Origin of the sequence: Prochlorococcus marinus str. MIT 0917 (assembly GCF_027359575.1) — a bacterium.
GTDB lineage: Bacteria > Cyanobacteriota > Cyanobacteriia > PCC-6307 > Cyanobiaceae > Prochlorococcus_B > Prochlorococcus_B marinus_D.
Genome location: NZ_CP114784.1, coordinates 232,504 through 259,297 on the forward strand (window position 1 = coordinate 232,504; position 26,794 = coordinate 259,297).

At 32.6% G+C, this 26,794-nt stretch carries 32 protein-coding genes and 1 tRNA gene; 16 read left to right on the forward strand and 17 right to left on the reverse strand.

The window, feature by feature from the left end:
* Window positions 1-117 precede the first annotated feature (117 nt).
* Window positions 118-3,426, forward strand: coding sequence for a carbamoyl-phosphate synthase large subunit (gene carB / locus O5637_RS01235; protein ID WP_269605409.1), 3,309 nt, complete (start codon window positions 118-120; stop codon window positions 3,424-3,426).
* Window positions 3,427-3,649: 223 nt separating this feature from the next.
* Entirely contained in the window at window positions 3,650-4,753 is a 1,104-nt protein-coding gene (gene acsF / locus O5637_RS01240) for a magnesium-protoporphyrin IX monomethyl ester (oxidative) cyclase (RefSeq protein ID WP_269605411.1), read from the forward strand.
* A 25-nt stretch (window positions 4,754-4,778) separates the two neighbouring features.
* On the opposite strand, the gene O5637_RS01245 is transcribed toward acsF, so the two are convergent.
* The 3 genes from O5637_RS01245 to O5637_RS01255 all read right to left on the reverse strand — a co-directional run bounded on the left by O5637_RS01245 (window position 4,779) and on the right by O5637_RS01255 (window position 5,927).
* Window positions 4,779-5,165, reverse strand: a complete 387-nt coding sequence (locus O5637_RS01245; RefSeq protein WP_011293762.1) for a 2Fe-2S iron-sulfur cluster-binding protein — start codon at window positions 5,163-5,165, stop codon at window positions 4,779-4,781.
* Between the two features lie 7 nt (window positions 5,166-5,172).
* Entirely contained in the window at window positions 5,173-5,508 is a 336-nt protein-coding gene (locus tag O5637_RS01250; RefSeq protein ID WP_269605414.1) for a hypothetical protein, read from the reverse strand.
* 200 nt (window positions 5,509-5,708) lie between these two features.
* Entirely contained in the window at window positions 5,709-5,927 is a 219-nt protein-coding gene (locus O5637_RS01255; RefSeq protein WP_036907367.1) for a hypothetical protein, read from the reverse strand.
* 136 nt (window positions 5,928-6,063) lie between these two features.
* Here O5637_RS01255 and O5637_RS01260 point away from each other — a divergent pair, with 136 nt between their 5' ends.
* Entirely contained in the window at window positions 6,064-6,927 is an 864-nt protein-coding gene (locus tag O5637_RS01260) for an NAD(P)-dependent oxidoreductase (protein WP_269605416.1), read from the forward strand.
* 223 nt (window positions 6,928-7,150) lie between these two features.
* On the opposite strand, the gene O5637_RS01265 is transcribed toward O5637_RS01260, so the two are convergent.
* Window positions 7,151-7,549, reverse strand: a complete 399-nt coding sequence (locus tag O5637_RS01265) for a hypothetical protein (protein WP_269605418.1) — start codon at window positions 7,547-7,549, stop codon at window positions 7,151-7,153.
* A gap of 96 nt (window positions 7,550-7,645) precedes the next feature.
* Between O5637_RS01265 and O5637_RS01270 the strand changes: the two genes are divergently transcribed.
* The 3 genes from O5637_RS01270 to O5637_RS01280 are packed head-to-tail and all read left to right on the forward strand — an operon-like array spanning window position 7,646 to window position 10,228.
* Window positions 7,646-8,644: an ABC transporter ATP-binding protein gene (locus O5637_RS01270; protein ID WP_269605420.1), complete on the forward strand. Its 999-nt coding sequence runs from the start codon at window positions 7,646-7,648 to the stop codon at window positions 8,642-8,644.
* Entirely contained in the window at window positions 8,641-9,438 is a 798-nt protein-coding gene (locus O5637_RS01275) for an ABC transporter permease (RefSeq protein ID WP_269605422.1), read from the forward strand. Before O5637_RS01270 ends, O5637_RS01275 begins: the two co-directional genes overlap by 4 nt.
* A gap of 1 nt (window position 9,439) precedes the next feature.
* Window positions 9,440-10,228, forward strand: coding sequence for an ABC transporter permease (locus O5637_RS01280; protein WP_269605424.1), 789 nt, complete (start codon window positions 9,440-9,442; stop codon window positions 10,226-10,228).
* A gap of 362 nt (window positions 10,229-10,590) precedes the next feature.
* Here the strand turns inward: O5637_RS01280 and O5637_RS01285 are convergent, their stop codons facing one another.
* Window positions 10,591-11,904 carry an NRAMP family divalent metal transporter gene (locus O5637_RS01285; RefSeq protein ID WP_269605426.1) on the reverse strand — a complete coding sequence of 438 codons (1,314 nt, stop codon included), beginning with the start codon at window positions 11,902-11,904 and terminating at the stop codon, window positions 10,591-10,593.
* A gap of 147 nt (window positions 11,905-12,051) precedes the next feature.
* Here O5637_RS01285 and O5637_RS01290 point away from each other — a divergent pair, with 147 nt between their 5' ends.
* On the forward strand, window positions 12,052-12,561 hold the full coding sequence (locus O5637_RS01290; protein ID WP_269605428.1) for a josephin: 510 nt from the start codon (window positions 12,052-12,054) through the stop codon (window positions 12,559-12,561).
* Between the two features lie 7 nt (window positions 12,562-12,568).
* Here the strand turns inward: O5637_RS01290 and O5637_RS01295 are convergent, their stop codons facing one another.
* Window positions 12,569-12,955, reverse strand: a complete 387-nt coding sequence (locus tag O5637_RS01295; protein ID WP_269605430.1) for a phosphoribosyltransferase — start codon at window positions 12,953-12,955, stop codon at window positions 12,569-12,571.
* Window positions 12,956-13,271: 316 nt separating this feature from the next.
* Complete coding sequence (locus O5637_RS01300; RefSeq protein WP_269605432.1) at window positions 13,272-13,439, reverse strand: hypothetical protein; 168 nt, start codon at window positions 13,437-13,439, stop codon at window positions 13,272-13,274.
* Window positions 13,440-13,573: 134 nt separating this feature from the next.
* Here O5637_RS01300 and O5637_RS01305 point away from each other — a divergent pair, with 134 nt between their 5' ends.
* Window positions 13,574-13,861: a hypothetical protein gene (locus O5637_RS01305; protein ID WP_269605433.1), complete on the forward strand. Its 288-nt coding sequence runs from the start codon at window positions 13,574-13,576 to the stop codon at window positions 13,859-13,861.
* A gap of 4 nt (window positions 13,862-13,865) precedes the next feature.
* Here O5637_RS01305 and O5637_RS01310 read toward each other — a convergent pair whose 3' ends face one another.
* A complete protein-coding gene (locus O5637_RS01310) occupies window positions 13,866-14,264 on the reverse strand; it encodes a DUF2862 domain-containing protein (protein ID WP_269605435.1) in 399 nt (132 codons plus the stop codon).
* A gap of 112 nt (window positions 14,265-14,376) precedes the next feature.
* Window positions 14,377-14,580, reverse strand: coding sequence for a hypothetical protein (locus O5637_RS01315; protein ID WP_269605436.1), 204 nt, complete (start codon window positions 14,578-14,580; stop codon window positions 14,377-14,379).
* A gap of 154 nt (window positions 14,581-14,734) precedes the next feature.
* Between O5637_RS01315 and O5637_RS01320 the strand changes: the two genes are divergently transcribed.
* The gene (locus O5637_RS01320) at window positions 14,735-14,944 is read left to right on the forward strand and encodes a hypothetical protein (protein WP_269605437.1); all 210 of its coding nucleotides are present in this window, start codon (window positions 14,735-14,737) and stop codon (window positions 14,942-14,944) included.
* A gap of 50 nt (window positions 14,945-14,994) precedes the next feature.
* Window positions 14,995-15,768, forward strand: coding sequence for a sulfite exporter TauE/SafE family protein (locus O5637_RS01325; RefSeq protein ID WP_269605438.1), 774 nt, complete (start codon window positions 14,995-14,997; stop codon window positions 15,766-15,768).
* 22 nt (window positions 15,769-15,790) lie between these two features.
* Here the strand turns inward: O5637_RS01325 and O5637_RS01330 are convergent, their stop codons facing one another.
* Window positions 15,791-16,978, reverse strand: coding sequence for a glycosyl transferase (locus O5637_RS01330; RefSeq protein WP_269605439.1), 1,188 nt, complete (start codon window positions 16,976-16,978; stop codon window positions 15,791-15,793).
* Between the two features lie 71 nt (window positions 16,979-17,049).
* Between O5637_RS01330 and O5637_RS01335 the strand changes: the two genes are divergently transcribed.
* The 4 genes from O5637_RS01335 to O5637_RS01350 all read left to right on the forward strand — a co-directional run bounded on the left by O5637_RS01335 (window position 17,050) and on the right by O5637_RS01350 (window position 21,130).
* Window positions 17,050-18,801 carry a sugar phosphorylase gene (locus O5637_RS01335; RefSeq protein ID WP_269605440.1) on the forward strand — a complete coding sequence of 584 codons (1,752 nt, stop codon included), beginning with the start codon at window positions 17,050-17,052 and terminating at the stop codon, window positions 18,799-18,801.
* A 4-nt stretch (window positions 18,802-18,805) separates the two neighbouring features.
* A complete protein-coding gene (gene yedP, locus O5637_RS01340; protein WP_269605441.1) occupies window positions 18,806-19,606 on the forward strand; it encodes a mannosyl-3-phosphoglycerate phosphatase-related protein YedP in 801 nt (266 codons plus the stop codon).
* Entirely contained in the window at window positions 19,603-20,613 is a 1,011-nt protein-coding gene (locus O5637_RS01345) for a uridine kinase (protein WP_269605442.1), read from the forward strand. Before yedP ends, O5637_RS01345 begins: the two co-directional genes overlap by 4 nt.
* 139 nt (window positions 20,614-20,752) lie before the next feature.
* On the forward strand, window positions 20,753-21,130 hold the full coding sequence (locus O5637_RS01350) for a GIY-YIG nuclease family protein (RefSeq protein ID WP_269605443.1): 378 nt from the start codon (window positions 20,753-20,755) through the stop codon (window positions 21,128-21,130).
* A 286-nt stretch (window positions 21,131-21,416) separates the two neighbouring features.
* Here O5637_RS01350 and O5637_RS01355 read toward each other — a convergent pair whose 3' ends face one another.
* Window positions 21,417-21,698, reverse strand: coding sequence for a hypothetical protein (locus O5637_RS01355; RefSeq protein WP_269605445.1), 282 nt, complete (start codon window positions 21,696-21,698; stop codon window positions 21,417-21,419).
* 79 nt (window positions 21,699-21,777) lie between these two features.
* On the opposite strand from O5637_RS01355, the gene O5637_RS01360 reads away from it, so the two are divergent.
* Complete coding sequence (locus O5637_RS01360; RefSeq protein ID WP_269605447.1) at window positions 21,778-22,617, forward strand: undecaprenyl-diphosphate phosphatase; 840 nt, start codon at window positions 21,778-21,780, stop codon at window positions 22,615-22,617.
* A 234-nt stretch (window positions 22,618-22,851) separates the two neighbouring features.
* Here the strand turns inward: O5637_RS01360 and O5637_RS01365 are convergent.
* The 6 genes from O5637_RS01365 to O5637_RS01390 all read right to left on the reverse strand — a co-directional run bounded on the left by O5637_RS01365 (window position 22,852) and on the right by O5637_RS01390 (window position 26,327).
* Window positions 22,852-22,925, reverse strand: a tRNA-Pro gene (locus tag O5637_RS01365).
* 13 nt (window positions 22,926-22,938) lie between these two features.
* On the reverse strand, window positions 22,939-23,292 hold the full coding sequence (locus O5637_RS01370) for a hypothetical protein (RefSeq protein ID WP_269605449.1): 354 nt from the start codon (window positions 23,290-23,292) through the stop codon (window positions 22,939-22,941).
* A gap of 40 nt (window positions 23,293-23,332) precedes the next feature.
* The gene (locus O5637_RS01375; protein ID WP_269605450.1) at window positions 23,333-23,497 is read right to left on the reverse strand and encodes a hypothetical protein; all 165 of its coding nucleotides are present in this window, start codon (window positions 23,495-23,497) and stop codon (window positions 23,333-23,335) included.
* A complete protein-coding gene (msrA, locus tag O5637_RS01380) occupies window positions 23,494-24,246 on the reverse strand; it encodes a peptide-methionine (S)-S-oxide reductase MsrA (protein WP_269605452.1) in 753 nt (250 codons plus the stop codon). The genes O5637_RS01375 and msrA overlap by 4 nt, the downstream gene beginning before the upstream one ends.
* Window positions 24,247-24,250: 4 nt before the next feature.
* Window positions 24,251-24,496: a hypothetical protein gene (locus tag O5637_RS01385; protein WP_269605454.1), complete on the reverse strand. Its 246-nt coding sequence runs from the start codon at window positions 24,494-24,496 to the stop codon at window positions 24,251-24,253.
* Between the two features lie 79 nt (window positions 24,497-24,575).
* Window positions 24,576-26,327: an ABC transporter ATP-binding protein gene (locus tag O5637_RS01390; RefSeq protein WP_269605456.1), complete on the reverse strand. Its 1,752-nt coding sequence runs from the start codon at window positions 26,325-26,327 to the stop codon at window positions 24,576-24,578.
* Window positions 26,328-26,401: 74 nt separating this feature from the next.
* On the opposite strand from O5637_RS01390, the gene O5637_RS01395 reads away from it, so the two are divergent.
* Window positions 26,402-26,713 carry a DUF3288 family protein gene (locus tag O5637_RS01395; protein WP_269605458.1) on the forward strand — a complete coding sequence of 104 codons (312 nt, stop codon included), beginning with the start codon at window positions 26,402-26,404 and terminating at the stop codon, window positions 26,711-26,713.
* Window positions 26,714-26,794 lie beyond the last annotated feature (81 nt).

Here is a 26,794-nt window from a genome sequence, read left to right on the forward strand (position 1 = left end):
CTTTGTTTCTTATTCGGAAAGTTAGTTAAACTTTAATGGTAGTTTGCCGATCTAGACAGTAGATGATAAACAGATACCTAGAATGCGTGACATAAATGAAGTTTACAAGAAATTCAAATGCCACGGCGTAAAGATATACGTCGAATTTTGATACTAGGGTCTGGACCAATTGTCATTGGACAGGCCTGCGAATTCGATTATTCCGGTACCCAGGCATGTAAAGCGCTTAGAAAAGAGGGTTTTGAAGTCATTTTAGTTAACTCTAATCCAGCTTCAATAATGACGGATCCTGAAACGGCAAACAGGACTTATGTTGAACCATTAACGGCTCCAGTTGTTGAACAAATTATAGAAATAGAAAGACCTGATGCTCTTTTGCCAACAATGGGTGGGCAAACTGCTTTGAATATTTCAGTGGAATTGGCAGAATCTGGAATTTTAGAAAAATATAATATTGAATTAATTGGTGCCGATCTCAATGCAATTAAAAAAGCAGAGGATAGAAATTTATTTAAAATAGCGATGAAAAATATTGGCGTTGATGTATGTCCATCTGGTATAGCTTCCAATCTTCAAGAAGCTGAAATAGTTGGAAATGAAATTTCTTCATTCCCAAAAATTATACGTCCTGCTTTCACATTAGGAGGAAGTGGAGGCGGTATAGCTTATAACCAGGATGAATTTTTAGAATTATGTAAAACAGGCTTAGACGCTAGCCCTGTTTCTCAAATACTTATTGAAAAATCTCTTTTAGGTTGGAAAGAATTTGAGTTAGAAGTTATGAGGGATTTATCAGATAATGTTGTAATTATATGCAGTATTGAAAATGTTGACCCTATGGGAGTTCACACTGGAGATTCTATTACAGTAGCTCCTGCGCAAACTCTAACCGACAGAGAATATCAACGTTTAAGAGACTATTCAATTTCAATAATTAGAGAAATTGGAGTAGCAACTGGTGGAAGCAATATACAATTTGCAATTAATCCCAATAATGGTGAAATTATAGTAATTGAGATGAATCCTCGTGTTAGTAGATCATCAGCTTTAGCAAGTAAAGCTACAGGTTTTCCCATTGCCAAAATTGCCGCTCTTTTGGCTGTTGGTTATAGACTAGATGAGATTATTAACGATATTACTGGTAAGACTCCCGCGTGTTTTGAACCTTCAATTGATTACGTTGTTACTAAAATACCCCGTTTTGCATTTGAAAAATTCTCTGGGAGTTCTTCAATTCTAACTACTTCAATGAAGTCAGTTGGGGAGGCTATGGCAATAGGAAGATGTTTTGAAGAATCTTTTCAAAAGGCAATACGATCTTTAGAGACAGGACTCAGTGGTTGGGGCTGTGATCGAGTTGATCAGAATGTATCATCTATTGAATTAGAAAGACTATTAAGGACGCCTTCTCCAGAGAGAATAATGCATGTTCGATTAGCAATGAAGAATGGACGTAGTGATAATGAAATTTTCTCTTTTTCTAAAATAGATCCTTGGTTCTTATCAAAACTTAGGAATATAGTAAATGCAGAGAACAAATTACGTAAGTGTCAAAACATTACTCAATTAGAGCCGGATTTTTTCTTCAAACTAAAACAACTTGGATTCTCTGATCATCAAATTGCCTTTGCACTAAATACTGATGAATTAACAATTAGATCTAGAAGAACATCCCTAAAAATATTACCTGTTTTTAAAACGGTTGATACATGTGCTTCTGAATTCTCCTCCAATACTCCATATCATTATTCTACATATGAAAGACAAGCTTACAAGATTGATAATGATGGAAATTTAATCAAGAATATTAATCTTAATGAAATTAAAAATGATAATAAAAATAAAATTTTAATTTTGGGTGGAGGTCCAAATCGTATTGGACAAGGTATCGAATTTGATTATTGTTGTTGTCATGCTTCTTATCAAGCTCAAGAGGAAGATTTTACAACAATAATGATAAATAGTAACCCCGAAACGGTTTCTACTGATTATGACACTAGCGATATACTTTACTTTGAACCTCTAACTCTAGAAGATGTTCTAAATGTTATTGAATTTGAGGAACCTTATGGAATAGTAGTTCAATTTGGAGGGCAAACTCCTTTAAAACTCTCTTTACCAATAGTCAATTGGTTAGAGAAATTGGAAAACTCAAAGTTACAAACAAAAGTTTTAGGTACATCACCTATCTCAATTGATTTGGCTGAAGACAGAGAGCAATTTGACAAAGTTTTGAGGGAATTGGATATAAGGCAACCTAAAAATGGTCTTGCTAGAACTTTTGATGAGTCATTGGCTGTCGCTAATAAAGTTGGCTATCCATTGGTTGTTAGGCCTTCATATGTACTCGGTGGTAGAGCTATGGAAATTGTTTACGAGCAAGATGAATTGGAAAGATATATTAAGGAAGCTGTAAAAGTTGAGCCAGATCATCCAATCCTTATAGATCAATATTTAGAGAATGCAATTGAGGTTGATGTTGATGCTTTATGTGATGTAAGCAAAAATGTTGTAATTGGTGGATTGATGGAGCATATAGAGCCAGCTGGTATTCATTCTGGAGATTCCGCCTGTTGCCTTCCTTCTATAACGCTATCTGCAGAATCAATTAAAACAATTAAGCATTGGACAAAATCTTTAGCTACTAAACTAAATGTGGTTGGTCTAATCAATCTTCAATTTGCTGTCAAGAGAGATGATGAGGGCAATGAGATTGTCTATATTATTGAGGCAAATCCAAGGGCTTCAAGAACAGTTCCTTTCGTTTCTAAAGCCACTGGAGTCCCTCTAGCGAAAATTGCAACACAGTTACTTTTACGTAAAACATTAAAAGATATTGGATTAAACAATGAACCAATTCCACCACTTCAAGCTATAAAAGAGGCCGTTATGCCTTTTAGACGTTTCCCTGGCTCAGATAGTGTTTTAGGACCAGAAATGCGTTCAACTGGTGAGGTGATGGGATCTGCAAAAACTTTTGGAATGGCCTATGCAAAATCCGAACTTGCAGCCGGAGAGGGATTGCCCACTTCCGGTTTTGTTTTCTTATCTACGCATGATCGAGATAAACCTGCATTAATTCCAGTAGCAAAGAAATTAATTGAATTAGGCTTTTCAGTTCTGGCAACATCAGGCACTTCCAAGTATCTAGAGAAATTTGATTTAAATGTAGAAAAGGTTCTCAAGGTTCACGAAGGAAGACCAAATATTGAGGATATGATTCGATCTGGAAAGGTTCAGTTGGTAATAAATACTCCAATTGGACGTCAAGCAATTTATGATGATAAATATCTTAGAAAAGCAGCTCTTGACTATTCTGTACCAACTTTGACAACCTTAAAGGGTGCTAGTGCTGCTGTAAAAGGTATAGAGGCATTGCAGAATCAAATTCTATCTGTTTCAGCTTTACAAGATATTCATTCCTAAACATCTTTTTGCTGATTATCTAATTCAATGTATTTTAAATTTCAATTAAAATTAATATTAATTTTGTAATATTGATTTCTCTAAATTCTTAAATTTAAATTTGAAAAATCATTTTTTATCTCTTTTTTAATAGTTTTAAGCAAAGCTCTATTACTACCTGATTAAAAATTCACCTTTTTTTCAAATAAAGACATACAATTGATTTCTTGCTTGATAATTAGGGATGACCGCAACAGCTTCTTCTCCAAAACTTAGAGTTGATACACGTGGAACAAATGAGTTACCGCCACATTTAGATGAAAACCTTTTAACCCCTCGCTTTTACGTAACTGAATTTAAAAAAGCAGCTAAGACAGAATTAACTGATGCACGGGAAGAGTTTGAAGCAATGCTCTCAGAAATGAAAGCGGATTATAACTGTACGCATTTTGATAGGAAGGCAAGTCTAGATAGATTACAAGAATTACCTCAGAAGGCTAAAGAGACTTATGAGAGTTATTTAGTTAGATCAGTTATCTCAGAGTTTTCTGGATTCCTACTTTTCAAGGAGATCTCAAATCGTTTAAAGAAAGAGGGAAATAGGGATCTTGGCAAACTATTTCAGTTTTTAGCTAGAGATGAAGCTAGACATGCAGGTTTTCTTAGTAGAGCGTTAGTTGCAGAGGGAATTGAAGTGGATCTCCCTCATCTAGGCGGAAAAAGAGCAGCTACTTGGTTCCCAATTAGTTGGGTTATTTATTCTGTGTATCTTTCAGAAAAAATTGGTTATTGGAGATACATATTGATGGATAGGCACCTTAAGGCTAATCCAGATCAGGCTTTTGCTCCTCTTTTTGATTTCTTTGAACCATGGTGTCAAGACGAGAACAGGCATGGTGATTGTTTTACAGTAATGATGAGATGTTGGCCAGGCATTACTAAAGGATTTAGAGGTAAGCTATTAAGCCGTTTCTTCTTGTGGAGTGTTTTCCTCACTCACACCTTGACAGTTTGCGAAAGGGGTGAGTTTTATGAATTGCTTGGTATTGATCCAAAGGAATTTGATGAGGAAGTGATAAAAAGAACAAACCACACATCTAAAAATGCTTTCCCTTGGGTTTTTAATCTTGAGGACAATCAGTTTTGGGATTTGAGAAACAAAATTATCGAATCTTTCAGAGCTTTTGTAGGTGCTAAAGGTTTAACAAAACCAGTTAAATTTGTTAAATTCGCTACTTTGATATTTAAGCAATTTGCACTCCCAATGGAGAAGACAAATGCACTTAGATATGATAAAAATGTGAATTTTACAGGTCAGGACATTTTGAATTTCTGGATAGATAAATAAGACTAAATAAGACTACTTAGATAAATTAAATATCAAATGGATTTCCAGCTTGTGTGTCCAATCCTTTGAAATATTTTCCAAATTGAGCGTTATAAACTTCGTCCTCATCTTGAGTCTCGCATTCCAATGGTCCAATAGCTTTTGAAACGCATAACAACCCGTATCCTTTATCCCTCATCTCTTTAGATAGACCAATACAAGCTTGTTGATCCATTTGTCCTGAAATTATCTTAACTGCGCACTCAGAACAACATCCATTTCTGCAAGAGAATGGCAATGTGTCTCCAATAATTTGTCCGTTTTCATCTTTTGATTCAAAATTTCTCAATATATACTCACCTTCAGGGACATCAAAGGTATATGTTTTTCCCTCCTGTTTATGATGAATAGTTATCTGGTGAATTGGTTTCATTGAATATCTATTTTGGCGGTGTTATATCTCTTCTTTCTGGAGGTTCAGGTGGCTGACTTGCATGTTGCCAAAGCTCTTCAACATCTAATGTTTTAGTTAACCTTTCTCCACCAAATCTAAGTTTTAACCAAGCAATAGTTGTTGAATCTTCCGCTATAACTGCCTCATAACCTTCTTCTTCAGTGATTTTGAATTTGTTAACTAATGAAGAATTTAAGAACCACATAGGATAGTCCGCACCTTTACGACTCCTTCTCTCATGAAAGGATTCTCTTAATTGTCCATTACCCTGTAATTGACCTTTTGGGGCTAGAAGAACATTTAGGGTTTTGGTCTCCGACATTATTTAAGAATCAAAAATGGTCTTGATCTTAGGCGTGATATTTCCTAGGACCTTAATCCGATAACTTTAATAAAAGGAATTACAATGACGGAAATAGTTTGATAGATCTTCACAAGATTTTCTAGATTATCTGTAAGTAATGTTCCTAATTATTTAAAGGGTCTATATAGATAAGCTTTTTTTAATTGATAATTAATTATTTAAGCCTCTTTTTTGGGTGCCTCAGCCTTTGCTTTAAGAGCCTCAGCTTCTGCTGCTTTCTTAGCTTCTTCAAAATCAATTCTGTTTTGTAGTTGGCCTGAAGCTCTCATCCAATCGTTAACACTAGCTTCCTTTCCAGCGGCTTCGCATTCCTCTTGATACTTCAAGAATGGATACCAATGATGGGTTGCATTCTTGGAATCTGTAAAATTAGTCAATTTCTTAAGTATTCAATGAATTAATTATCGCATCATATTTTCTTCTTTTGGCAGCATATTAATTTTTTATAGTAATAGTTCAAACCTTTCTTGTACTTATTACTCTTAGTTCGTTTTGAATGAAAATCCGATTTTAATGAAACTAGCTTTTATTGGTCTTGGCGCAATTGGTAAGCCCATGTCTGAGCGTCTCATTGATAGTGGCTATGAATTGAATTTATATCATAGAAATAAACAAAAAAAGGTCGACAATAAAAAATATTTTGCTGACCCTATTGATGCTGTTACTGACTGCGATGGCCTCTTGATTTGCGTTACTGATGATAATGCGGTTGAATCTGTTCTATTTGGTGATAATGGAGTTTCAGACTCACTAATGTCCAACTCTTTTGTGATTGATTTCTCTACAATAAGCCCTAACAAATCTATTTCTATACATAAAAGATTAGCTAAAAAAAATATCTTTTATGTTGACTGTCCAGTTTCAGGGGGGACAGAGGGAGCTCATAAAGGTTCACTGTCTTTGTTTATTGGTGCAAGCAAAAAAGAGTGTTTATCTTTTGAACATATATTTGAAGTCCTCGGTAAATCAATTAATTATTTTAATGGCGTAGGTAAAGGTCAAAAAGTCAAAGCTCTTAATCAGATATTAGTCGCAGGAACGTATGCAGCAGTAGCTGAGGCAATGGAATTAGGAAAATTGCTTGATTTGCCCATGGATGATGTGGTTGCTGCTTTAAAAGTTGGAGCAGCGAATTCATGGCCATTAGAAAATAGATCAAAAGCAATGTTGATTGATGAACATCCATTGGGATTTAAATTAGAGTTGCATCATAAGGATTTATCTATAGCTATTGATCTGGCCAACTCTATCAATATTGATTTGCCAATTGCTTCTAGAGTTAAAGAAATTGAGCAAAGATTGATCCATGATGGTTTAGGTGAATTGGATATTTCTGTACTGCATAGATACATCTCAGGAGCAAAAAAAGAAAGCTAGAATTACTGCTAATATTAGTTTTATGTAACTCATTTGTTTACAAATTGATATCTATATGATAAGTTAAGAATAATTAAATAAATTTGTTAGATTAAGCTATGAAGCTAGAAAAGCAGCATGCAAAATTAATAAAGTTACAAAGCAAAGCTGAGTCTTGTCTTTCTCGCGATGAAGCTCAGAAGATTATACGTAAAGCCGAAAAAACTCAAATGAAAATTTCTGGCTAATTTTTATTTTTTAGGTTGTTGAATAATATTCCTTCATGTTTTTTAAATTGAATACTCCAAAGATTTGAACATATTGATTTTAATTTTTCGATTAAAATATCTGTATCTCCACTATTAATCCAATTTGATTTAATTGCTGGAATATTATTATGCATACTTTCAAAACTAATTTCTGCTAGTAATAATCCAGTTTCATCGTTTGATATTTTAAGACTACCTTCATTAGTTCTTTGAAATATCCTTAGTAATAAATCAAGTATTATCTTTTCGACTTCTTTTTTAGACGATTGACTTAAAGTATCAACTCTAGAAAAAGTTTTTCCTCCAAGAGGCATTAATCTTTTATTATTTTGCTCTGCAAGAGCTATCGCTATTACATATTTTTGTTCTTCCATTTAGTTTTAACAACCTATAGTTTTTTCACTACTTTTATTTTATCGACTATTTAGGCAAAAATGTTTTATCTTAATGTTGAAGCATTTTAAAATTAATTGCACAATAATCCTAGTGACTTGATCGTTGTAGATCAGCTGAGTAAATATTATCGAGTTGCAAACAAACAGCCTGGCTTTAAGGGTACTCTTAAGCATTTTTTCGATCGAAAGACTTATGACGTCCCTGCCGTTACTGATATCAGTTTTAAAATTTCAACGGGAGAGGTAGTCGGATTTCTTGGGGCTAATGGAGCTGGTAAGACCACATTATTAAAAATGATGTGTGGTCTTATTCATCCATCGACAGGGTTAGTTGATGTTGGTGGCTTCTCTCCTCAAAGAAGGCAAAGTGCTTTTCTAAAGGAGATAACTTTGGTTATGGGGCAAAAGCAGCAGTTGATTTGGGACCTTCCTCCCATGGACTCTTTGTATGTAAACGCAGCTATATATGGTTTGTCTGACCAAGAAGCAAAAGTAAGAATTAATGAATTAGCAGAAATGCTTGAACTAGGAGAAGAACTTACAAGACCTGTAAGAAAGTTGTCGTTAGGACAAAGAATGAAATCTGAAATCCTTGCTGCCTTATTGCATAAACCATCTGTCCTTTTTCTAGATGAACCTACTCTTGGTCTAGATGTAAATGCTCAAGCTAGAGTTCGTAGCTTTTTATCTGAATACAACAAAAGAACTGGTGCGACAATTTTGCTAACTAGTCATTACATGGCTGACATCACAGCATTATGTCCAAGAGTTATTTGTATTCATAAAGGAAAGCTTTTTTATGATGGTGACCTTGATTCACTGGCTAATTCCTTATCACCCTCTAGAGAAGTAAAAGTTGAATTGAAAAATCCATGTGCAAGTGAACGTTTTGAAAAATATGGTGAGATTCAAGATTTAAATGATCGCTTTGTCTGTTTATTAGTTTCAAGGGATAAATTGACAGATGTAGTAAGTAATCTATTAACTGATTTCGATATTATCGATTTAGAGATTAGTGATCCTCCTATTGATCAATTAATAGGAGAATTATTTATTAGAGGTGAAGTTAATTGAAAATATTTGGATTGTCTTTCAAGGTTATTAAGACCTTACTTACAACACAATATGCATACATGTTGGAATATCGCATCGAAATAGCTTTGTGGGCTCTTTCTGGAGTTCTACCATTTATTATGTTTTCTCTTTGGAGTCAAAATGATGTTGGTAATTCATTTGGTGTAAATGATATAGGTTTGGCTAGATATTTTTTAAGTGCTTTTCTAGTTAGGCAATTTTCAGTTGTTTGGGTTGTCTTCTCATTTGAGGAAGATTCTCTTTCTGGTCGATTATCACCATATTTGTTACAGCCTTTGCATCCTCTATTTAGATATGTAGCGTCCCACTTGGCAGAGCAGGCAACAAGACTTCCTTTCGCAATAGCTATAGCTATTACTTTTTTTATATTTAATCCATCATCTTTTTGGCTTCCATCATTACCTCAACTATTTCTTGCGTACTTATCAACTCACTTTGCTTTTACTATCGCTTTCCTTCTCCAAAGTTTAGTGGCTGCACTTTGCTTTTGGACTGAAAAATCTAGCGCTCTTGAGAGATTAATATTTGTTCCTTATCTTTTTCTTTCTGGTTTATTAGTACCTTTATCAGCCTTTCCTTCTACCGTTCTAAAAGTAGCAATGTTAACACCATTTCCCTATTTAATTAATTTTCCAGCAATGATTTTATCAGGGATGTCAGTTGATATTTTTAATGGCTTTTTAGCTCAGATTTTGTGGATTTCATTACTGATACCTTCTGTAAATATTCTTTGGAAACTTGGTGTAAAAAGATATACAGCAATGGGTGCCTAATATGAAGCGATACTTTAAAACTATTAGATTATTTTGGTCTACAGCATTTGCTTCTCAACTTGAATATCAATTAAATTTTTTGATTGAGTTGCTCGCTATGTTGGGAACCCTTTTGGGAAGTGTATTTATATTATCCCTTTTTTTTACTGGAGGAAGGCAATTAGGAGATTGGACTTGGGAATCAGCATTGGTTATTCAGGGTGTTTATACATTTCTCGATGGTTTAACCAATGCTCTTTTACGACCAAATTTAACCGAAATCGTTAATTACGTTAGAGAGGGGACACTCGATTATGTTTTATTAAAACCAATTGATAGTCAATTTTGGCTATCAATTAAAAAGTTTTCTTTTGCAGGATTGCCTGAAATTATTTTAGGCCTTTCAATTGTTTTTTGGGCGGCTATACAATCAGGTTCAACTTTTTCACTTTACTCATTATTTGTATTCATTTTTTCCTTATTCATCGGCTTTGTAATCCTTTATTCCGTTTGGTTCTTGATTGCTGCATCAAGTATTTGGTTTGTTAAGACATGGAATGCTACAGAAGTTCTTAGGGCTTTGTTGGCTGCAGGTAGATACCCTATTTCAGCTTATCCTGTTGTTTTGAGATTCATATTTACTTTGGTTTTACCTGTAGCTTTTTTAACCACTTTTCCTGCTGAGGCTATTCTTGGAGAACTTAAATTTAATATTTTATTTTTTGGCCTAATATTAAGTAGTTTATTTTTTATTTTTAGCAGACTCTTCTGGAAATTTGCTCTTAAACATTATACTTCTGCCTCAAGTTAAATATTTAACAAATTTAATTAACTCTTTTCCTTTGCTTCTGATATCATCCCTTTCATAGTTATGAACTGCTCCAACTAATATTGGAGTTTTAGTATCAAGTAAAGAAAATAGATTCTGTCTTTTGGGTAGTTTGATTTTATCTCCCTTCCTGTCTCCATCTAGTTGTTTAATATCAGTCTTCCTTACCTTGTGTCCTGTAATAGCAACTATTAGTGAAATATATAATTCCTTAAAGTCTTTAACTAAATCACTAAAATAACATTCTTTTTGTCCCCCACTACCTCACTGGGTTGTTGCTCATCTGTTCCCCAATATCATAACAGAAAAGTCAGTGGTGGGAAAGGTTTATCAGGTTTTTGGGTTTATTGGCCAATACCAAAGAATGAATTGAATATGAATAACAAACTAAATACTGAGAGGAATGAAATTCCAAACCAGCAAACTGTTTTTAGAATAATTCCATAACGAAATTGACTTTTTACTAATGAACTATTCATAGTATCCATAGCCATCCAGGCAAATAAAGGCGCTGTTAGGAAACTACCGGTCATCGCCCCGAAGACATAGTCTTTAACTCCAATTCCACCAGATTTGGCAATAAGAAGTGCACAAAGTGATGCAAAAACATGAAATATGATCCATTTCTTTAGACGTTTCTTTTCAGTCAAAGTAGAGCTGTTTCCCTTATCTTTGCGAGCAATTAAACCGTGAGCTGATGAGATACTCCTGGGATATGCATCTAGACATGTAAGCGTTGTGCTAAACATTGCTGCAAAAGCTGCAGGAACAATTATCCACTTTGCCCATCCACCAATGGATTCCGTATACAATCGGATTAAATTCTGAGCAAAACTAACACCTGATCCGCTCAGCATTTCATTTCCAGTGCCATACATTGTGTATGCACCAAGAATTAGAAAGAAAATAGCAGTAAGAACTGTGATGAAATATCCAAGATTGAAATCAAATTCTGCTTCTTTCAATGTGGCTGTATGCTTTGTTTCTTTTGCTCTGGAAAACATCCATAGTGATGGCCATATGCAAAGCTCTACTGGACCAGGCATCCAACCCATTAGTGGGATTAAAAAACCTAAGTTCGAGATAGTCCAGGGAGAGGGATTGCTATTAAAAAATGAAATATTCATATCACCAGCAGGGCCTTTTATTAGTAAAGATATAACAGCAAAAAATGTTAATAATGTAAGCAAAAATACAAGAATTTTAGATATCCTATCAAGAGCTTTATATTGCCCAATAAATAATATTAATGAACATAATATTAATATACCTATAGCCAAATCTAATGCAGGAAAGCTAGAAAAAATTACTATATTTTTTAATAGAAGACCCGTAACAAAGCTTACTGCTGAAATAGTAAATGTACCTGTAATTAATCCAACTATCAAATATATGGGTAAATAAAATTTATTACGCTTTTGAAATCCCTCTAAAAGTGATAGTCCTGTAACTGCTGTAAATCTGGTTCCGACAAGTAAAAATGGATATTTAACTAGATTTGTTAATAAAATAAGGCCAATGAGAGAAAATCCAAATTTTGCTCCTGCTGTAGTAGATGACATTAGGTGAGATCCGCCTATGCATGCTGCTGCTAAAAGAATTCCAGGGCCAAGACTTTTTCTATAACCAAGGGATTTACTTGAGACTACTTTTTCCATATATTTGATAAGTTATTTTTATTTTTACAATAAAATTAATTTTTTCAATTTAAGTACATAAAGTTTATTATTTTATAAATAGATATATTTTTATTAAATTGGCATTTCAAAGTCTATTTATTGCCTAGCTTCTATAGAATTTAATTAATGACTAAATCTGTTAATCTATATTTGGCATCAGGTGTAAGTGAAGGGGTTGGTTTTTGGGTGGTTAACTTTACAGAGGAGGCGGATATTTTTAATTCTCCTGGTGGTAAATTGCTTGAGTGCTATAGGAAGGAATTATTTGGTCTCCAAGGAGCAATTGATGTTAAGGAAGCAATTAATACAACATTAGATATTCTTTCTTTTGATTCGAGGTTTGATCAATATAAATTGGATAGTTATAATACAGGTTATTCTTCCGAGATTCCCATTAACATTATTGAGGATATTTTTGATCTATGGGCATATAATTATAACAATCAAATTCTATGGAAAAAATATATAGGACTATTGAATCTTAGGAAAAAAATAAAAACAAATAATAATTATATTAATATAGGATTAAAAGGTGATACTTATAAATTTGCAATTAAATTAGAAGAATTGATGAGTTACAGGCCAGCTTATTTCTCATTTAGACAAGGTAAAGTTAATAATGATTTAATGTGGTGACAATGGATTAAGATCTAGATTTGTAATATAAATCTCTATCTTTATCGGCTGAATTTAAACTTTCCCAAGGGAAAACAATCCATTCATTGTCTTTAATATATTTATATGAATTCCACCATGTAGGTTGTTTTTTGCTAATCCATACATGAGTCTCTGAACCTTTTATATTTTTTATTTTCTCTAGTGTATGTCCAGTATCGTAAATATCATCAACTATTAGAGAATTCTTTCTGGGCTGGTCTAATAAAGGCAGTCCAAGTAAATGACTTAATGCAACGGCAAGACATAGACCACCCCTAGGGAATCCATAAACACCTTCAAATCTTTTGTTTTTGCATTTTTTATATATTGAATATGTGCATTCATCAAATTCAACCCAGTTTAATTTATTCATGTATATGATTTCTTTACTCTTAAAGTATTAAGTTTAAAACTTCCTAGATAAACTGTAGTAGCCCATAAACCCACCTATGGTAAGTATGCCAGCTATAGGAGCCGATAAATTTAATGGCGTTGCCCAATCATGAACCATCAATGAAGCTAACATAAGTAACGATTAATAGATTTTTATCAAAATACTACATCTAATATAGTTTTGTTATTTTAGTTCGCAATAATTCACAACTATATAGAATTATTAGTTTATTCAAAAATAATTTGATTCAAATATTTTTATTCTAAAGATATAAATGTATTTAATATATTTATATCTATGAACTATTTTTATTATTAGTTTCAAAAAAATTAGCAACTTGTTCATATACTTTTTGAAATAGCCATGAAATAGCAATAAGAGCAACAATTCCTAAAATTAGTGTTACTGCTGATACTCCAGCATCATTTGGACCATAATTTATAGCTGGATTAAATCCTTCCACGATGATTTTTAATAGGTTTTATCTATATTAATATTTTTTTAGTATGAATTCCTCTCTTTTAACTTTTTTGAAATCTGAATATATCAAAATTCTTTATAGTTGAATTATGTATAATAATTATTTTAACCATATTTATGAAGTGGGAGTATCATGTAGTCCATCTCAACGTAGATGATTCGTCAGCTAAAAGTGAAGAAGCAAGTAACGTGGAGGCGGCAAGCGAGAGACTTAAGGGCTCTATGAGTCCAGATTTTCTTAAAGATCAATTCCCCGAGCAATATCTAGTAAGTGAAAATTCGGAGCATCCTGCACTTCAACTAAGTAAATTTCTTAACAAGAAGGGAGTTGAAAATTGGGAACTTTCAGAAACAATTAATATTGGAAAAATGTTATTTATTATAATGAAAAGACAAGTTGTTTAATAGCTTAGAAAACATCTTTTAAGGAAAATATTAACCAGTTAATTACGTTGACTGGATTTATTATCTTTTTGATATTTCTGTTTCCATTTATATCGTAATTGACTTTATATTTTCCTAGTATAAGATTATTGTTTTTTTGTTTACTGCCTTTATTTATATCATCTATTTTATACTCTCTTTTTGTTTGTTCATTTAATTCAGTGGTGAAAATCCATATTTTTAGATTATTTTCAGTCATTAATACATATCCGATACCCATACCATCTGTCATTTTATAATCTATGATCTCTCCATTTATCGTTTGAGGTAAATCATCCAATAACTTGTTGGGGAGTAGATTTTCAATTTTTGACTTATCTACTTTTATCTTTGCACCAATTGGTATTAGTTGATTTAATTCCATTATGAACAACTTTAGATCTCATTAAAATAACATATTTTATGAATCGTTGAATTAACTACCTATCGGCAAAAAAATCATGCATATGGACGACTATTTTCAGTTTTTCCTTTATTCACTGACTTTGAAAACCTTTGGTTTCGTCTTCGTTTTTCTTTTTGACCTTTTCTTCTCCTTCTTCTTTTAAATAATTAACCTTTACATAGTTAATTCCAATTATTGTTAGTTTTACAACGACAAAAGCCGTGGCTATGAATCCAAACAAGATAAAAGTTGATAAAAGGGCTGATCCTAGATCTATTTCAGATAATTTGAGCATGTAAATAATCTCTATTAATTTATTTAATCTTTTATAAACCGTATTTCAATTCAAAATCAAATTCTAAATAAATTTTAATTTATATTGGTTACAAGACATCTGTAGAAAAAAAATTCAAATGGATGCATAACAGAAATAGGAATATAAATTGAAAATGAATCAAACTCAATTTAAAATCCCACTTTCAAGCTTAAGACCTTACACAGTTCATTATAGGAACTTTGATAATCAACGTCTTGAGAATTGCTTTTATGCATGTGATGCATATGAGGCGAGATTACTTGCAATGGAATTTAATAGATACATTCATGAGCATCCAAATTGTATTGATCTAATAAGAAGAGAAATAATTAAGAATATTTAGATCATTAGATAACAGATGATTTTTGTATAAAATTTATCATTTAGATTTATATGTTTAATAATGATATTGTTGCTCAAATCTTTTTGGGTTTTATATCATTTTTATCTAATTTCATTTCTGCGTTATCTGGAGGAGGCGCAGGCTTGATACAACTTCCAGCTCTCTTGTTTTTTGGCTTACCTTTCTCAAAAGCATTGGCGACGCATAAAGTTGCTAGTGTTGCTCTAGGTTTTGGGGCTTCAGTCCCACACTTACGGAAAAATAGCTTACAAATAAAATACGCTTTTCTTATTTTAATCTCGGGGATACCTGGTGTCTTATTAGGGGCCTATACTTCATCCATTTTACCTAATAATTTTTCTACTACCTTATTAGGTTTTTTGACTTTGTTTCTTAGCTTCTTCTCAATTAAGCAGAAAAAACTTGGCAATTCAAATCAAATAATTCGAATTAATAAGTTAAGGTTAATAATTGGCTCATTAGGCCTTTTTATAATTGGTTTCCTCAATGGTTATCTTTCTTCTGGTACTGGACTATTTGTGACGATTTGGATGATAACAATATTTGATTTATCTTTTACTTTGGCTGTTGCTTATACCTTGATTTTTGTTGGAATTTTTTGGAATGGTATTGGCGCACTTTCTTTAGGATTGTCGGGAAATATTATTTGGAGCTATATCCCTGTCTTGATTTTAGGTTCTCTTTTAGGTGGATATTTTGGAGCTTATTTTTCAATAATTAAAGGGTCCAAATTTATTAAAGTTGTTTTTGAATTAGTTTCTTTTTCTGTAGGAGTTTCATTACTAATTAAAGCCTTTTTATGAGTATTAATTTGTTATCAGTCTTTTATAGGCATCCAGCCTTTTCTAAATCATCTTGTAATTTACTTTCACAGTCTAAAACCCTTGCCCAGCAGGGCAATTGCTGCTTTACAGGTGATTCAAGGAACTTATTTATTGCGGGTCTTAACAGTTTTCCAAAAGTATGAACTGCTAGTTCTTCTTTATGTCGACTGTAGGGCAATTGATTAACTGAGGAGTCTAAACTAAATTGTTTAACTCTGTCTTCTCCTGCTCTTCGATATAAAACTTCCAAGTTTGCTAATTGTGAACTTGTAAGTGTTCTTGCTTCATGTTCCATCAACCCTCTTAAAACACTGGAAAGTATTTCTGTAGACATTTTTTGGAGGCCTTCATTAGCCTTGGAACCTATTTCTTTGTGCTTGTGATCGAAAATCCCAAGATCTACTTGGGCGATTCTTGAAATCCTTACATTTTTATAAACCTCTGAGAGAAGCCCTATCTCTAAGCCCCAGTCACATGGGATTCTTAAATTCATTGCTAGGTCTGTAGTAAAAGCAAATTCTCCAGCCAGTGGATATCTAAAAGACTGTAAATATTTGAGGAATGGGGCATTCCCCATCAATTGTTCCAAACTTGATAGAAGTGGACCTACAAATAATCTTGTAGCTCTGCCTTGAAGTGCATTTGTCTCAAGAGATAAACGACTGTAAAAAGCTTTTACATAAGAAATCCCATTTGATTTTTCCAGTAAAGGTCCCAACATTCGTGCTGGATAATTAGAGTTGAATGTTTTGATATCAGCATCAAAAAGCGCTACAACTTCTGAGCTTTTTGTTGCCACACCAACTCCTTGCCATACTGCCCAACCTTTTCCTGGAACACCTAATAGATCTAGACCATTTTTCTCTTGGTCTTTTAGCAATTCAATCACAGCTGGACTATTAGTCCATTGAACGTGAACTGGATATGGCATTTCTTTAAAGAAATGCCTTGCTTTCTCTACTTCGTCTCGATTACTTGCAGATAATGCTATGACTAATTGATTTAAATTCTTTAATTCTTTTAAAGTGGTTCTTATTAGTTTTAATGCCGGCCTACTGAACTCATCGAATAGGCATGGAATAAGGATTGATGTTGGCCTTTTTAATAGGTCTTTATTTAATTGAGATACTGGATCCTTTGCTAATCCGTACTCATGAATAGTTGTGATTAAACCCTGCTGAAAGTCCATTCAAGAAAAAAGTTTTACAGATTCAAGGTGGGAGCTACGATGAGGTAGAGATGATTGTTTTCCTTTAAAGAGTGTCTGAGTTGGATAGTGAATTAGATAAACTGAGGTTGTCTCTCAGAGAAATTTATCCTGATCACTCTGAACAAGAAATCAATTCAGTGTGGTCACAATTGTTGCAGATTCTCGAGCCATTTTGTGTTAGGCACGACAGCAATGAATTAGAGATCGAATCAATTTGGGATTCTTCAAGTGTTGTTTTGATTACTTACCCAGATTCAATTTATAGGAAAGATGAATCAACTTTAAAAACATTAACTGAATTCGTAAAAAATAGATTAAGTGGTCTTTCTTCAGTCATACACGTTTTACCATTTCTCCCTTCCACAAGTGATGGAGGATTCGCTGTCTCTAATCATAAAAAGATTGAAGATACCTTTGGGAATTGGAATGATTTAAAGGATTTATCAAGTAAGCACAAAATAATGGCAGATCTTGTTTTAAATCATGTCTCTTCTTCTCATCCATGGGTTCATCAATTTATAAAATCACAGGAGCCTGGTATGGCGTACATTGTTGCTCCTTCTGAGATTCATGTTTGGGAGAAAGTTATAAGACCTAGAAATTCATCACTCTTCACTAATATAAATACTGATCAAGGATTTAGGAATGTTTGGACAACTTTTGGGCCAGATCAGATTGACGTTGATTGGAGGAATCCACATATCTTTTTAGAGTTTTTGAAATTATTGGTTAGGTATGTAAATAATGGAGCTGAATGGATTCGACTTGACGCAATTGCATTTATTTGGAAAGAACCATATACGACTTGTTTACATTTAGACCCAGTACACTTAATAGTTAAACTTTTAAATAAATGCTTGAAGATTATTAAACCTTCGGCTGTATTAATTACCGAGACTAATGTACCGGAGAAGGAGAATCTTTCTTATTTGATTGAAGGGAATGAGGCAAATCTTGCTTATAACTTTACTTTACCTCCTTTATTATTAGAGGCTATTTATACTTCTAAAACAGATTTGTTGAATAATTGGTTATCCAATTGGAATGATTTGCCAGAGTATACATCTCTGTTGAATTTTACTTCTTCCCACGATGGTATTGGCTTGAGAGCACTAGAAGGAATTATGGACGATCAGAGAGTCCATAATCTCTTGGTCGAATCAGAAAAGCGAGGGGGATTAGTTAGTCATCGTCGTCTCTCAAATGGGCAAGATCAACCATATGAATTAAACATTAGTTGGTGGAGTGCTATGTCTAACAATGGATCTGATATTTCGCTATTACAATTTGAACGTTTTTTACTCAGTCAGTTATTCACTTTGTCTTTAAAAGGAGTTCCAGCTTTTTATCTTCCATCTATATTAGCTTCTCCTAATGATCTTGATTCATTTAGAAAAACAGGGCAAAGAAGAGATTTAAATCGAGAGAAATTCGAAGCTAATTCATTACTTGAGGTACTTAAGAACTTTGATTCTCCTGCTAGTAAAAACATATCATATCTTACTCACATAGTTAAAGTTAGATCAAAGCTTAAGGCCTTTCATCCTGAGGCTAGTATGAAATGTATCTCTACTAATATTGATAATTGTGTAATTATTCAAAGAGGTTTGCATGATGAAAGTGTTTATGTTTTTTGTAATATGTCTGATAAAGATTTAGAGATTTCTCTATTAAATGAACTTGGTCTATCTGAATTATTATCAAATAAAAGTTTACTTGATAATATTACAGGTACTCATATTAAGACTGATACATTTAAACTTAATCCTTATCAAGTAATGTGGTTATCCATTGCTGCTTAGTCTTATGAGGAACAATTCTAAATATTGGATAGTTACAGATCTTGATGGAACATTAATGGATGAGAACTACGATATTTCTCCAGCAAAGAAAACGTTAAATATGTTGTCAGAAATGTCTATACCTGTCATACCTTGTACAAGTAAAACAGCTTCTGAGGTTAGATATTTTAGAAATGAACATGGATTATCAGATCCTTTTATTGTCGAGAATGGAGCAGCTATTTATGGTAATTATTTAAAGAATACTACTGAGTGGGAATTGATCTTAGGTAAAAGTTATAAGGAATTGAGATTTATAATAAAAAATATATCAAAAGAAGTTAAATACAATTTAATTCCTTTAAATGATTTAAGTAAAAATCAAATATATGAACTTACTGGTTTATCTGAACAGGGTATTAACAGAGCTTTAGATAGGCAGTGGAGTGTTCCATTCTTAAATCCTCCTGATGATATTTTTGAGAAAGTAAAGATTATTTGTGATTCTTACAATGTTCATGTTTTCAAGGGAAACCGCATGAGTCATTTGCTTTCAAAAGAAAGTCATAAAGGTCAAGCTGTTGAACAATTAAAGGGTTATTTACAGAACCAGAATGTAAAGATTATAGCACTTGGTGATTCACAAAATGATTTGCCTTTACTTGAATATGCTGATATCTCTATTGTTATTCCAGGTAAAAATGGTCCTAATAAGTATTTACAGAATGGTATTGATAATGGTTCTTTCATATTGGCTAATTCTCCTCATGCGGAGGGTTGGTCAAATAGTGTTCAAGAAGTTATTAGTAGCTTTAAGTGTTTATGATAGATAAAGGTATTAATTCTGATTTTAATGATATTTTCCCTAAATATATAAGGGATAATCTCCTTTTCCCTGTTGATACTTATCTTTCATTCCTCGAGAGTTTATCGATTGAGCCTTCGCATTTTTTTCATAAGTGGTCAGATGTTAATACTCAAACTATTATTGATAAATATTGGAAACAAAATACTAAATTAGATTGGAAATGGTCTTTAACATTTCCATTTTTTTCCCTTTTAGAAAATTATATTAATTCTGTTAATAATCCCATAATAATTGGCTTTTCTGGACTTCCTGGCTCTGGTAAATCTACTTTAGGATTTTGGATAGATAGTGTAGCGAGGGAACTATCTTTAGATATAAAAGTTATATCTTTGGATGATTTTTACTTGCCTGGCCAAGAAATGGATATAGCTATGAAAGGTAACCCATGGAATGTTCCTAGAGGTTTTCCTGGTAGTCATTCTTTAGGTTTATTGCATCAATCACTAGATACTTTTTTGAAAACGGGTGTCTTATCCAGTCCTACTTTTGATAAGTCTTTAAGAGATGGAAAAGGAGATAGATCAGGTTGGTGTGAATTGAAACCTAAAGTTTTAATTTTAGAAGGGTGGTTCGTAGGCTGCGATCCAGTTTCAAATTTATTTGAAATGAATGATTTAGACGACTATAAATTTAATTTGTCATTGACTCAGCCTGAAAAAGATTATCGTATTTTGATTCAAGAATCACTGTTAGATTATCGTAAGATTTGGAGTAAACTACATAAACTTTGGCATCTTAAATCTTCAAATTTTGATAATACAATTCTGTGGAAATCTCAACAAGAAAATGAAATGATTAAATTAAAAGGTTCAGGGTTGAAAGGTAAACATTTATCAGATTTTATACGTATGGTTCAAACCGCTATTCCACAACAATCTTTATCTTTTATTAATTCAGACACGACAGTACAAATCAATGAGTATCGTCGCATTGAAAAACTAAAGACATCTAAATACAATTTCTAATATAATTAAAGTCTTATAATTAATATATATTCTTTATTTTACTATTTTGACTTATCTATTTATCTTTTGTTAAACTTTTATCTTTTACTCTATTTACACTCTATGATCATTAAATATAAACTTTACACATGCCTATAAAATGGCTTCATATGTCTATTTGATTCAAAACGGTGATTTATTCAATATTGGTCTTACTAACAACCTTGAAAGAACAAGAATTGATTTAAGACCTGGTGAATTGGTTGCTTTTTTAATTACTGAAAAACCTGAACCTCTTATTAAAAATATTAGGAAAACATATGTTGATAACAGATTGCCTGGTTCAGATTATTATAGACTTGCGAATTCACAGGTAAAAGAATGTAGGTCTCTTCTGGAGGGTGATGGATCTGATAATTATTTTCAACCTTTCCTCAAGGGCCCTACTCTATTTATATTATTCGTTCTTTCTTGGTTTGCACTAACTTATCTAATTATAGATTTTGCTGTAGATCCTATAATTAGTAGGTTTAGCTAATATGTACTTTTCTCTTTGATAGATTTATGATTTATATAGATTCTTAATTTCAAAACATAGATTTTCTTGTTAGATTATGTAAATCTTGATTAATTAAAGTAATTTGAATTTATCCAATTTTTTAATTTATGTAGCGGTACCTTTTGTTATCTCTGCAGTTTTTTTTGGAACTAAGAATGGATATTATAATAGCGATGACTATGAAGGAGATGGATGCGCTCATGATGTACAGAGATGATTATTCTTCCGTTCAACCTTTAACTTTAACTAACATTACAAGTCTCTTTTAATTACTGGAATTTTTTATGCATGTCCATCTGCTATCAAATTGCCAGACAGGTTTGTAGATATCATTCTCAATTTTTTTTCCAGCTTCCATACACATCCTCTCGGAACCAAAGGGTATTGCGAATAATGATGGACTTGTGATGCCACTTACTTGTGGTTTCCCTCCAGGACCTTGTCTATAGCTGCCAATTACTAGCCAGTAATCTGCTTTAACCTTTACTTGTAATCCTGCTAAGGACGTCAGAACAAGAATTAATGAGAATATAAATTTTTTACCCATGATTTATTTTTGTAATCATATATATAATAGTTGAAAATTCAAGAAAATTAGCGAGCTTGCTTTTTATTTTTTTCAAAATATGCCTGAAGAAATTAGTCCATATGTATTTATTTACCTTAAATCATTTTTCTTAGGCATCATTCAAGGTTTTACTGAGTTTTTTCCAATTAGTAGTACAGCTCATTTAAAAGTTGTTCCTTATTTTTTGGGATGGAATGATCCTGGTGCTTCCTTTTCCGCTTCTATACAATTAGGAAGCGCAGCTGCAATTATTTATTATTTTCGAAAACAAATTAGTTTGATTATTAATTCCTTTTTGTCGGCTTTTATTCATCATAAATTTTTCAAAGATGAAGATACAAGACTTGCTACTTATATATTTATCTCCAATGTCCCAATATGTATTTTTGGTTTTATTATTAAATTATTTTGGCCTAATTACTCCGATTCGAATTTTAGAGGTTTGTATTTTATAGCTATTACTTCTATTCTTATGGCAATATTGTTAGCTCTTTCAGAATTTTATGGTAATAGAAAAAAGCTATTTACTGACATTAATTTAATAGATGTTATCTTCTTGGGTTTTGCTCAATCTCTGGCTTTATTTCCTGGGGTTTCTCGATCAGGTATTACTTTGACCTCAGCATTGTTTTCGGGAATTGAAAGAAAAACCGCAGCAAGACTTTCTTTTCTAATTGGTATCCCAGCTATTTCTATTTCAGGACTTGTTGAATTGTGTACATTATTTAATACATTATCAGTAATAGATATTTTACCTACAATTATTGGGATTATTTCATCCTTCTTTTCTTCATTGTTTGCTATTGACTTTTTTCTTAAGTTCTTAGCTAAAAATAATACTTTTGTTTTTGTTTATTATCGTTTAGCTTTTGGTGCTTTTATATTGTCAGCTTTATAAATATAAGTTTTCTATATTCTTTGGTTTAGTATTGCTTTATGATGCTGATTTGATTTTGATGAAGTTTTTACCTAAGTTATTCGTTGTTTCTTTTGGGGAGATTGATATATCACCATATCTCTTTGCGTTAATTATTTTTTTAACTCTATTCGTTTTTTTAGCTGTTTTAATTAGTACAACGAAATTAATCCAATCTTTAGTCAATGACTCTGATTAGTAATGCATTTGATTCTATCGGAACGGCGGGATTTGAACCCACGACCCCCACTACCCCAAAGTGGTGCGCTACCAAGCTGCGCTACGTCCCGTTTTTTCAAGTTATCATAAGGTCTTGCTGATATTTCCAATTTTTAATGATTTCCATTTAATTCTATTCTTAGACTTTCTATTTATTCGTCTAATGAGTGTATTTTTATTTTCATTAGAATATCCATGAATAGATAGTCTTTTAGCCATTAATCTTAATTCGTAGATATTCATCTTAGAGAGTTTTAATTCAGTATCGTTTTCCCATGCATCTCCCTCATTTGGTAAAATAGTTTTATGTTGGGATACTTCAATTGAATATATTAACTCTGCAAAGTATTCTGGAATAATTACTATTAAAATTGCAAGAACATTGTATATGTTTATCCGGACTTTTTCTAAATTTTTGTCTATTTTATTATTTTTCATATGTTTTAAAAATATAATTCAAGTTAAAATTTATTCTTCATTAGCTTGGATAAGACAATTCTGTATCTAATGAACTATCCATCCATTGAATTGTTTTTTGTTGTTCAATTTTTTCAGATTTAAAACTAAACACTAAAAAAAATACTAACAACAATGTAGCTAATATAATTAGCAAAACAGTTCTATCTGGTAATTGATCATTCATTGCAAATTCGATTCAATAGGTGTATTCTCACCTCTAAGAATACAATGACTTATTTCCCAATTATAGTAAGTCCAAATCTTTTCATTTAGTTTAAAGTTTGCTCCATTAAAGCCTTTAAATATTACCTTTGTTGGCATCGCAGAGCAATATGGTCTGCTACCAGGCTTAGCTAAGTATTGTTGATGGTAATCTTCTGCAAAATAGAACTTAATATCATTCTTGATTTCTGTAGTAATTTCCCCAAAGCCATTATTTTTTAGTTCTTTTTGATAGCTATTTTTGCTTTCTATTGCTTTACTTAGTTGGTGTTGGTTTGTCGTATAAATAGAAGATCTATATTGGCTTCCACTATCGTTACCCTGACGATTGCCTTGTGTTGGGTCATGGCATTCCCAAAATAATTTTAGTAAGTCGCTTAGATCGATTTCATTATTATTCCAAACAACTCTTACGACTTCGGTGTGACCTGTTAGACCAGAACATACTTCTTTATAGCTTGGGTTTTCCTTTTCACCCCCGGCATATCCCACGGCAGTTGATATAACACCTGGAAGCCTCCAGAAACCTTTCTCTGCTCCCCAAAAGCAGCCGCATCCAAAAAGTATTTCTTGCTCATTGTCTTTTAGTGTTGCTGTTAGATCATTTTTTAATATTGTATGTAGCAATTTCTTCTTATGTTTTACTGTACTTCTATCAGAATAGAGCTTATCAATAATAATCTTTAAATATTCAATTATCTTTTTAATCATAACTTTAATTTATAGTTTCTATTCTTATATGATTTATCAGTGTAGTAACAAATGCAAATAATAAGAAAGGTAGGCTTAATACAAGTATTAATCCCACACCTAAAAGAGCAAATATTGGTCTTGATGAGCCCATTAGTGCAAGACCTGCCGCAAGACTTACAAAGATTACACCCATCCATGCAAGGATCTGAATGTAAATATCTCCAAATACAAGGTCGCAATCAAGTTTATATTTTGTTAAGGCGCTCATGAGTAAATAATTATCTTATTGAACATAATTGTTTTTCAAGCTTATATCTAATTGATTAAAAAATTTTAATAAGCAATGATTAATCATTTGATTGTAGTTGTTCCTTTGCTTTTTCTCTCTCCCACATGCTTTTATACAAACCGTCTTTCTTAATTAAAAATTGATGTGTTCCCTCTTGCACAATTTTTCCATCATTCATTACTAATATTCGATCACACGCAGCAGCGGCTGATAGTTGATGACTAATCATTAATACCGTCTTATTATACTGATTTTTTATTGTTTGAAATATTGCTGAGGCTGTTTTATTGTCCACACTTGCTAGGGCATCATCAAGAACAATAATTTTTGAATCTACTAATAATGCTCTACTTAGCGCTGTTCGTTGTCTTTGTCCCCCACTGAGAGTTATACCTCTTTCACCGACAAGTGTTTTTAGACCATCTGGAAAACCTTTTATATCATCTGTCATTCGCGCTTCATATGCTGATTCTTGTACCTTTTCTATGGATGCCTCTGGATTTCCGTATTTAATATTTTCTGAAAGTGTTTCTGTAAAAAGATATCCTTCTTGTGGCACTAAAGCGATATTGCTTCTTAACTGTTTTAGCTTTAAGTCCATCACATCATTGTCGTCTAAAAATAATGTTCCTTCATCAATTTTTATCATTCTTCCTAAAGCTCTTGCCAATGTTGTTTTACCGCAACCCACAGGCCCCACTAAGGCAACTATTTCTCCAGGATTTATTCTAAAAGAAATTTCATCGAGTATTTTCCTTGTAGAATCTTCATACTTTATTGATAAATTTTTTGCTTCTAATTTACCTAGAATTGGCTTAGATATATCGACCGTATTAATTTTATCTTTGATTGTAGGTTCATGATTTAGTATCTCTTCAACTCTTTCTAAGCTTACTTGACCTAATTGAAAAGTATTTAACGTAAATCCTAATAAGGCTGTTGGAAAAACAAGTCTCTCCACATAAAGAATTAAAGCTACTAAGCCCCCAACAGTAAGAGTTCCACTATTTAATTGCCCACTCCCAATTGCTATTAGTAAAAGCAAAGAGATGGATGATAACCCTTGAAGTAATGGGAATAATGTACTCGCAGTTCTTGCAAGATTAATAGCAGCATCTCTATATCTAATATTTAATTTCTCGAAAGCTTCTTGTTCAGCTTTCTCTTGACCATAAATTTTAATTGCGCTAATGCCAGATAGATCTTCCTGGATTAATTCACTCAATTCTGATAATGCTTTTTGTTGCCTCTTTCTTTGTTTGACCATTCTTCCACCGAATAATCCAACGGTGCCCAGTAACACTGGATATACAGAAATAGCAAGGACAGTTAAGAGTGGATCGATTGACAACATCGCTGGCAACGTGAAGGTGTATGCCAAAAATGTGTTTGTCAGACTTAGTATCGTAAATCCAAGCAATCTTCTTATGTTTTCCAAATCACTAGTAGCTCTAGTTATAACCTCCCCTGTACCTATGGTTTGAACCCATCCTGGATCTTGTTCCAGCATTCGATCAAATAATTTTTGTCTTAATGAAACTTCTACTTGTCTTCCAACTCCAAATACGAGTTGCCGAGATATCAACCTTGCTCCCCCCATGATTGTTGCCAAGAGTATTAACCATGTCGACTTATTCAAGACATATGAAAATGTAAATCCTTCCTTTAGATCATCGACGATATTTCTGACTTCCATTGGAATAGCAACACTTAGAATGTTTACAAAAATCAGACAGATAGCACCTAGTATCAGCTCCTTCTTGTGTGGTCTCAAATAGTTTTTTATTAGATCTAGTCTTAATGCAGCCATTCTTTTATTAATATGCTCATTAACCTAGGCAATATAAGCCCGTGGACGTGAGCAAAATCCAATTTAACTAATTTATGAACGAGGCTCAAAATCATCCGCTGTATTTAACAGATCGTGAAAATCTTGATCGTTTAGTCACCATAGATTCTCCAACTTCTAACAATTTTGTTGAACTAGCTAGATTACTAATTCGTTATCAAGATTTTAAAGGTGCTGAAGATCTTAATTCTGACATGGAAAAATTATTAAAAAAATGGGACATTAATCGTGACAAATTAGAGGCGATAACAAGAAAACTTTGGTCAGAGGGATTTCGTCCTGCAAGTCATTCAAGTCCTGACAACGTTGGTTCTGGATTTGATACGTCAGATTCCTCTCAAGCTTAATGTTAGGAAATTATTTTTTTATTTAAACAACTTATATAGTTGATATATTAATGATTAAGTTATGAAAAATATTCTGCTTGG